The organism is Micromonospora sp. NPDC049580, assembly GCF_040675595.1.
Classification (GTDB): domain Bacteria; phylum Actinomycetota; class Actinomycetes; order Mycobacteriales; family Micromonosporaceae; genus Micromonospora.
Window position 1 is genome coordinate 25,668 of the sequence record NZ_JBFAPG010000012.1, and the last position, 7,113, is coordinate 32,780.

Annotated in this window: 8 protein-coding genes; 3 read left to right on the plus strand and 5 right to left on the minus strand. The window is 73.3% G+C overall.

Translation table 11 applies throughout. The features are described from left to right. Window positions 1-52: 52 nt before the first annotated feature. Entirely contained in the window at window positions 53-1,294 is a 1,242-nt protein-coding gene (locus AB0J68_RS02300) for an ATP-binding protein (RefSeq protein ID WP_355063398.1), read from the plus strand. Between the two features lie 21 nt (window positions 1,295-1,315). Here the strand turns inward: AB0J68_RS02300 and AB0J68_RS02305 are convergent, their stop codons facing one another. Next, complete coding sequence (locus AB0J68_RS02305; protein ID WP_354855781.1) at window positions 1,316-1,864, minus strand: N-acetyltransferase; 549 nt, start codon at window positions 1,862-1,864, stop codon at window positions 1,316-1,318. 134 nt (window positions 1,865-1,998) lie between these two features. Between AB0J68_RS02305 and AB0J68_RS02310 the strand changes: the two genes are divergently transcribed. Continuing rightward, on the plus strand, window positions 1,999-2,544 hold the full coding sequence (locus AB0J68_RS02310) for a DoxX family protein (RefSeq protein ID WP_354855780.1): 546 nt from the start codon (window positions 1,999-2,001) through the stop codon (window positions 2,542-2,544). A gap of 215 nt (window positions 2,545-2,759) precedes the next feature. Continuing rightward, the gene (locus AB0J68_RS02315) at window positions 2,760-4,205 is read left to right on the plus strand and encodes a glycosyltransferase 87 family protein (protein WP_363935575.1); all 1,446 of its coding nucleotides are present in this window, start codon (window positions 2,760-2,762) and stop codon (window positions 4,203-4,205) included. Window positions 4,206-4,209: 4 nt separating this feature from the next. Here the strand turns inward: AB0J68_RS02315 and AB0J68_RS02320 are convergent, their stop codons facing one another. The 4 genes from AB0J68_RS02320 to moaC all read right to left on the minus strand — a co-directional run bounded on the left by AB0J68_RS02320 (window position 4,210) and on the right by moaC (window position 6,927). Then, on the minus strand, window positions 4,210-4,638 hold the full coding sequence (locus AB0J68_RS02320) for a molybdenum cofactor biosynthesis protein MoaE (RefSeq protein ID WP_355063396.1): 429 nt from the start codon (window positions 4,636-4,638) through the stop codon (window positions 4,210-4,212). After that, window positions 4,635-5,891 carry a molybdopterin molybdotransferase MoeA gene (locus tag AB0J68_RS02325; RefSeq protein WP_363935578.1) on the minus strand — a complete coding sequence of 419 codons (1,257 nt, stop codon included), beginning with the start codon at window positions 5,889-5,891 and terminating at the stop codon, window positions 4,635-4,637. The genes AB0J68_RS02320 and AB0J68_RS02325 overlap by 4 nt, the downstream gene beginning before the upstream one ends. Before the next feature lie 77 nt (window positions 5,892-5,968). Next, on the minus strand, window positions 5,969-6,439 hold the full coding sequence (locus AB0J68_RS02330) for a MogA/MoaB family molybdenum cofactor biosynthesis protein (protein ID WP_355063392.1): 471 nt from the start codon (window positions 6,437-6,439) through the stop codon (window positions 5,969-5,971). Beyond that, the gene (moaC, locus tag AB0J68_RS02335) at window positions 6,436-6,927 is read right to left on the minus strand and encodes a cyclic pyranopterin monophosphate synthase MoaC (protein WP_363935580.1); all 492 of its coding nucleotides are present in this window, start codon (window positions 6,925-6,927) and stop codon (window positions 6,436-6,438) included. The genes AB0J68_RS02330 and moaC overlap by 4 nt, the downstream gene beginning before the upstream one ends. Window positions 6,928-7,113 lie beyond the last annotated feature (186 nt).

Below are 7,113 nucleotides of genomic sequence, written 5' to 3' on the forward strand. Positions count from 1 at the left end.
TCATCTATCCATATCTAGCTTCGCAGCTAGAGGGCCCGATACTCTGCGATGCGTGGATCCGGTCCGCAACCCGTACGCCCCGGGCGCCGGCCAGCGCCCGCCCGAACTCGCCGGGCGGGGGCGGGAACTGGACGTCTTCGACATCGTGCTGGAGCGCATCGCCCGCGGTCGGCCCGAACGCAGCCTCATGCTCACCGGCCTGCGCGGCGTCGGCAAGACCGTCCTGCTGAACACCCTGCGTTCCCAGGCGATCAACCGGCTCTGGGGCAGCGGCAAGATCGAGGCCCGGCCGGACCAGTCACTGCGCCGCCCGGTCGCCGCCGCGTTGCACATGGCGGTCCGCGAACTCGCCCCCCGGCACCGCGCCCCGGACCGGATCGACGCCTTCCTCGGGGTGCTCAAGGCGTTCGCCCAGCGGTCCACACCGACCGGCCGCGCCGGGACCCCGTCCAAGCTGCGCGACCGGTGGCAACCCGGCATCGACGTGCCCGCCGCCAGTGGCCGGGCCGACTCGGGCGACATCGAGATCGACCTGGTCGAGCTGTTCAGCGACGCCGCCGCCGTGGCCAGTGACGTGGGCACCGGCGTCGCGCTCTTCATCGACGAGATGCAGGACCTCGGGCCGGAGGACGTCTCCGCGCTCTGCGCCGCCTGCCACGAGCTGTCCCAGATCGGCGCGCCGCTGATCGTCGTCGGCGCCGGGCTGCCGCACCTACCGGCCGTGCTCAGCGCCGCCAAGTCGTACTCGGAGCGGCTCTTCCGCTACCAGCGCATCGACCGGCTCGATCGGATCGCCGCCGACCAGGCGCTCTGCGCGCCGGCCGAGCGCGAGGAGGTGGAGTACGAGCAGAAGGCGCTCGACCTGCTCTACGAGAAGTCCGGCGGCTACCCGTACTTCGTCCAGGCGTACGGGAAGGCGACCTGGGATCATGCGCCACGGTCGCCGATCACCGCCGCCGACGTCCGGGTCGCCGCCCCCGAGGCCGAGGCCGAGCTGGCGGTCGGCTTCTTCGGCTCCCGGTTCGAGCGAGCCACCCCGGCCGAGCGCGAATACATGCGGGCGATGGCCACGCTGTCCCTGGTGGAGGGCGAGTCCGGCGGCGTGGCCCGTGACGACATGGACGCCGCGGTGCCCACCGCCGAGATCGCCCGCGCTCTCGGCCGGAAGCCGGCCAGCCTCTCCCCGGCCCGCGACGCGCTGATCAAGAAGGGGCTCATCTACTCCGGCGAACGGGGCACGGTGGCCTTCACCGTTCCGCACTTCGGCCGGTACCTGCGCACCCAGCCAACCTGACCGCCGCGCCCGCCAGCGCGTTCAGACCCTGGACCAGGGCGCCGGGAAGACCACCTCACCACGCGGCGGTGGACCCTCCTCGCTGGTGGACGGCGGCAGCACCAGCGCCTGCCAGGGCTCCCCGAGCCCGGCCCACGGGCTGGTGAGGCCCAGCTCCGCGGCCGGCCCGAAGCCGAAGCGGCGATAGAACGCCGGGTCACCGAGGACCACGACCAGCCGCTCGCCCAGCTCGGTGGCGGCGTCCAGCGCGGCCTGCACCACCGCGCTGCCGTGCCCGACCCGCTGTCGGTGCGGCGCGACCGCCACCGGCCCGAGCGCCAGGGCCGGCGCGACGGCACCGCGATCGGGCCGCACCCGCACCCGGGTGAGCAGCGAGTATCCGACGACCTCGCCGCCGTACTCGGCAACCATGGCCAGCTCGGGCAGCCAGGCGTCGGTGCCGCGCAGGTCGTCGACCAGCCCCACCTCCGGCGGCGTCTGCACCTCCGGTCGGGCGAACGCCGAGGCCAGCACCCGACGCACCGGGCCGGTATCGGCCGGACCTTCGGGGCGGAGCCGCAGCGTCGTCACCCGCGCGACGTTACCCGTGACGGCCCGTCCATCAGCGATGGTCGCTCGAATCGGCGTGGCGCACGTGCACATCGGCCGATCCGGATCCGGCGGTTGCCGGGGTAGCAAACGCCCCGACGGGGTATGACTGATCCATGACGCCCGTACGCTCCCTTGCCCGCGCCATGCTGAGCGGCATCTTCGTGGTCAGCGGGTACCGCAATTTCCGCAACCCGCACCGGCTCGCGGAGACCGCCAAGCCGGTCACCGACCGGGTCGCGCCGCTCCTGCAGAAGGCGCACCCGAACTTCCCCACCGAGACCGAGACGTTGATCCGACTCAACGCGGCGGTGCAGGTCGGCGCCGGGCTGATGCTGGCCACCGGGCGGTTCAGCCGGCCCGCCGCGCTGGTTCTCGCCGGCACGTTGGTGCCGGTCACCCTCGCCGGGCATCCGTTCTGGAAGAACGACGACCCGATCGCCAAGAACAACAACGAGATCCACACCCTGAAGAATCTCGGGCTCTTCGGCGGCCTCCTGCTCGCCGCCGCCGACACCGGTGGCAAGCCGGGCATCCGCTGGCGTACGGGTCACCGCATCGGCCACTCTCGACGTTCCATGCAGCGCGCCGTCCGCACCGCCCGCCGCGAGGCCCGGATCGCCGTCCGGTCAGCGGCCACCGCGCGTCGACTTCCCGGCTGACCTGCCTCGATCTGCTTCGGTGTCACCCCCACCCCCCGCTAAGGCGACGAATTACCTGAACCACCCGGTAGGCGTTAACGCGGTGGAAATGTCAAAAACATGTGTGGGATCGGACACGGTCGCATAACGCGGGAGGCACTGACGTGAGGCGCCGTTCTAGGCTCCGTGCAGGACCTGGACGGGTAGGACGACCTTGGTACGGGGGTGGCCACGCCATGCCGACGGCTGTCGGTAGACGGGCGGACCGCGTCGCCCCAGTTCAACGCATGACGCGGGGGATCGATCGCAGGAACGTCGTACGGGGCGCCATCGTGGCCGCCGTCGCCTATGCCGCATGGCTCGCCATCGGTGAGTTCGGGCGACCGTACAACTTCTTCGACATGAAGATCTACCACGGTGCGGTGGTGTGGTGGGCGAGCGGTCATGAGCTCTACGAGTTCATCGCGCCCGGCACCACGCTCGGCTTCACCTACCCGCCGTTCGCCGGGCTCGTCATGCTGCCCATGGCGCAGCTGCCGATCGACGCGGCGGGGATGGTCAACGCCCTCGCCAGCATCGCGACGCTGACACTGGTGCTGGCCGGACTGCTGCGCCCCATCGTGGACCGGTTGGCCTGGCCACTGTGGTTCACCGTGGCCCTGGCGGTGCCGCTCGCGCTCGCCATCGAGCCCAGCCGGGAGACGCTGGGCTACGGCCAGGTCAACCTCCTGCTGTTCGCACTGATCATGGCGGATCTGATCGGGCTGCGGTGGCGCTCGCGCCGAGGCACCCACTACGCCGCGACCGACGGCCCGTTGCTGCGCTTCCTCTACGGTGGCGCCTGGGCGGGTGCCGGCATCGGCCTGGCCACGGCGGTGAAGCTCACCCCGGCCTTGTTCATCGCCTACCTGCTGATCACCCGCCAGTGGCGGGTGGCGGCCACCGCGATCGGCACCACGATCGGCGTGACGATCGGGACCTTCGCGATCGTCGGCGACGAGTCGCGGACGTACTTCGGCAGCGTGCTCTGGCAGACCGAGCGGGTCGGCGCGGCCGACATGACGCCGAACCAGTCGCTCGCCGGCCTGCTGGCCCGGCTGTACGACTCGATCGAGACTCCCGGGCTGCTCTGGCTCGCCTTCTCGGTGCTGATCCTGGCGGTGGGTCTGTCCCGGGCGGCCAGCTCGCGCGCCGACGGTGACGAGCTGACCGCGTTCACGCTTGTCGGCCTGACCGCCAACGTGATCAGCCCGATCTCCTGGACGCACCACCTCATCTGGGTGATCCCGGCGATCATCGTGCTGGCCGACGCCGCCGTCCGTCGACGGGAAGCGAGCAGGGGTCTGGGGCAGCGCACCGGCCAGGGCGCCGCATTCGGTGGCCTGAGCGGGCTCAACGGTCTTCGCCCGCCGATCTGGTATCCCACGCTGACCGGGTTCCGGCACGGCGTCGCCGCCGTCGGCCTCTACCTGCTCTTCCTGATCTCGCCCATCTGGCCGTACGAGCACCAACTGCCGGAGGTGTCGCACTACCAGGACGGTCTGTTCGGGGCGCTGATGGAGAACTCGCTGGCCCTCGCGCTGATCGTGCTGGTCGCGGCGCTGCCCTGGCGGCCCGGCGCCGAGCCGGCGTTCTACGGCGAACGGCTCGCTCGGGCCGTACTGGTCAACGGCCGCCGCTGAGCGGTCAGGGACAGTTGACCCATTCCTCGGTGCCGTCGGCGAAGACCTGCCGTTTCCAGATCGGCAACCGGGCCTTGGCCTCGTCGACCAGCCGGGCGCAGGCCGCGAAGGCCGCGGCGCGGTGCGCGGTGCTCACCGCGGCGACCAGCGCCACGTCACCGATGGCCAGCGGCCCGACCCGGTGCGAGACGGCCACCGCGTAGACGTCGGGATCGGCGGCGATCTCGGCAGCCACCTCGCGCAGCACCTGCGCGGCGCTCGGGTGCCCCTCGTACTCCAGGCTGACCACCGGACGCCCGTGGTCGTGGTCGCGTACGACGCCCTGGAAGGAGACGACCGCGCCGGCCCGGCGGTCGGCCACCGCCGCCTCGTGCGCGGCGAGGTCGAGGGGCTGGTCGGTGACCTCGACGACGGTGATCGCCGGCGCGGTCACGACGCCCGCTCCCCGGGCATCAGCGGCAACGGCACGATCGGCACCCGATCACCCTGCGCACCGTTGGTGCCCGGTCGGATGACGGCGAACCCGTCAGCGCCCGCGAGCCCGCGCAGCATCGCCGACCCGACGTGCCGCACCGGGTACGCCGTGCCGGCGGCCCGGTCCAGGCGGACCAACGCGAGATGGGTGTGGTCGCCGCGCCCGGGCACCGCCTCGGCCAGCGTGGCCTGGGGCAACACCGGCATCGAGCGACCCTGGAGCCCGGCGAGCAGCGGCGCGACCAGTGACACCAGCGCGACGATGGCGGACTGCGGGTTGCCCGGCAGGCCGGCGACGAACCGGACCCGCCCGTCGTGATCGGCCAGCCGGGCCAGCAGCATCGGGAAGCCGGGCCGGACCGCCACCGTGTTGACCACGTAGTCGGCGCCCAGCGCCTCCAGGGTCGGATGCAGGTGGTCGACCGGGCCGTGCATCGTGCCACCGGTGGTGCAGACCAGGTCGGCGCTGGTCAGCGCCGCGCGCACCGCCGCCACGTGCGCGGGCAGCGTGTCGGCGACCGGGCCCACCACGTCCGACGGGCGGACGTGGCAGCCGTACCGGCGTAGCCATGCGGGCACCGCCGGGCCCAGCGCGTCGCGCACCCGGCCCGCCCCGGGCGGACCAGCCGTGAGCAACTCGTCACCGAAGACCAGCAGCGCGGCGCGCGGCGCCCGCCGGACCCGCAGCGTGTCGTGCCCGCAGGAGGCGGCCAGGCCGATCACCGCCGGGTCGACCGGCGTGCCGACCGGCAGAAGCTCCTCATCGGCGTACGCCTCCTCGCCCGGCTGCCGCCACTCCGGCGTCGGCCGGGGCGTGCCGCTGACCAGGCCGCCCGTGACGGTGGACTCCTCGATGCGCAGCACGGCGGTGGCGCCCTCGGGCACCATGGCCCCGGTCGCGATCTCGACGGTCGTGCCGTCCTCGGCGAGTGGCGTGGGGGTGTTGCCGGCCAGCACCCGCCCGACGACGCGCCACGGCCCGGTGCCGCGCACCGCCCAGCCGTCCACGCTGGAGGTGGGGAACGCGGGCAGGTCGGTGCGGGTGGTCAGCGGCTCAGCCAGGGTCAGCCCGTCGGTGTCGACCAACGGCCGGGCGACGGCAGGCAGCGCGGCGGCCAGACCCACCGCGTACACCCGGGACCGTGCCTCCTCCCACCCTGCCGGCGGGGGCGCGGCGACCCGGCCCGCGGTTGGTGCGGTTTCCGTGCTCACCGACCGAGCCTATCGGGGCGGACCGACGCCCGCCGGGCCTGGGCGCGGACCGGCCGGTGGTCGCCGGCGCGGACCGATCAGTGGTCGCCGCCGCGAAGCTGGTCGACGGCGTGGCCGAGGATCGGCCCGAGCACGGCCAACCCGTCCCGGGCGCCGCCGGTCGAGCCGGGCAGGTTGACCACCAGCATCCGGCCGGCCACCCCGGCCAGGCCCCGGGACAGGACCGAGGTGGGCACCCGCTCGCGACTGTGCGACCGGATCGCCTCGGCGATGCCGGGGATCTCGTAGTCCAACAGAGCCCGGGTCACATCCGGCGTCCGGTCGGACGGGGTGATCCCGGTGCCGCCGCTGGTCAGCACCACGTCGACACCGTCGCCGAGGGCGTCCCGCAGGGCGGCGCCGACCGGCTCGCCGTCGGGCACCACCACCGGCTCGTCGACCTGACAGCCCAACTCGCGTAGGCCGGCGACGAGCAGCGGGCCGCTGGTGTCGGCGTAGACGCCGGCCGCGGCCCGGTTGGACGCCACGATCACCCGGGCCTGGATCACGGCCGATTCTCCGGCCGGACCCACTCGCCGGTCTTGCCGCCCTCCTTGCGCAGCACCCGGACCGCCTCCACCGAGGCCGCCGGATCGACCGCCTTGACCATGTCGATCAGCGCCAGGCCGGCGACCGCGACCGCGGTGAGCGCCTCCATCTCGACTCCCGTCCGGTCCGCCGTGCGAGCGGTGGCGGTGATCTCCACGGTGTCCGCGGTCAGCCGCAGGTCGACGGTGACACCGTGCAGGGCGATCGGGTGGCAGAGCGGGATCAGCTCCGGAGTGCGCTTGGCCCCCATGATGCCGGCGAGCCGGCCGACCGCCAGCGCGTCACCCTTGGGCAACCCGTCGCGGTGCAGCAGGTCGACGACCTCGGGCGTGGTGCGCAAACGGCCCGCCGCGACGGCCACCCGGCCGGTCACCGGCTTGGCGGAGACATCGACCATGCGGGCCGCGCCGGCACGGTCGACGTGGCTGAGCTGCGCGGGTTCGGTCACGGCCGTGAGCCTATCGTCGCGGTACGACGCACCGGGGCTCGGAAGGGGCGGCGGCCCGGCATTCGCCGGGTGCGACAGCGCTCACCGGGCCGCGGTGGGTCGTACCGCCACGATATGCTCACGGCCGGGACCGAACCCCCGCAGCTCAGCCAACTCGCCCCAGCCCGCGCGGCCCCCCAGGTCGAT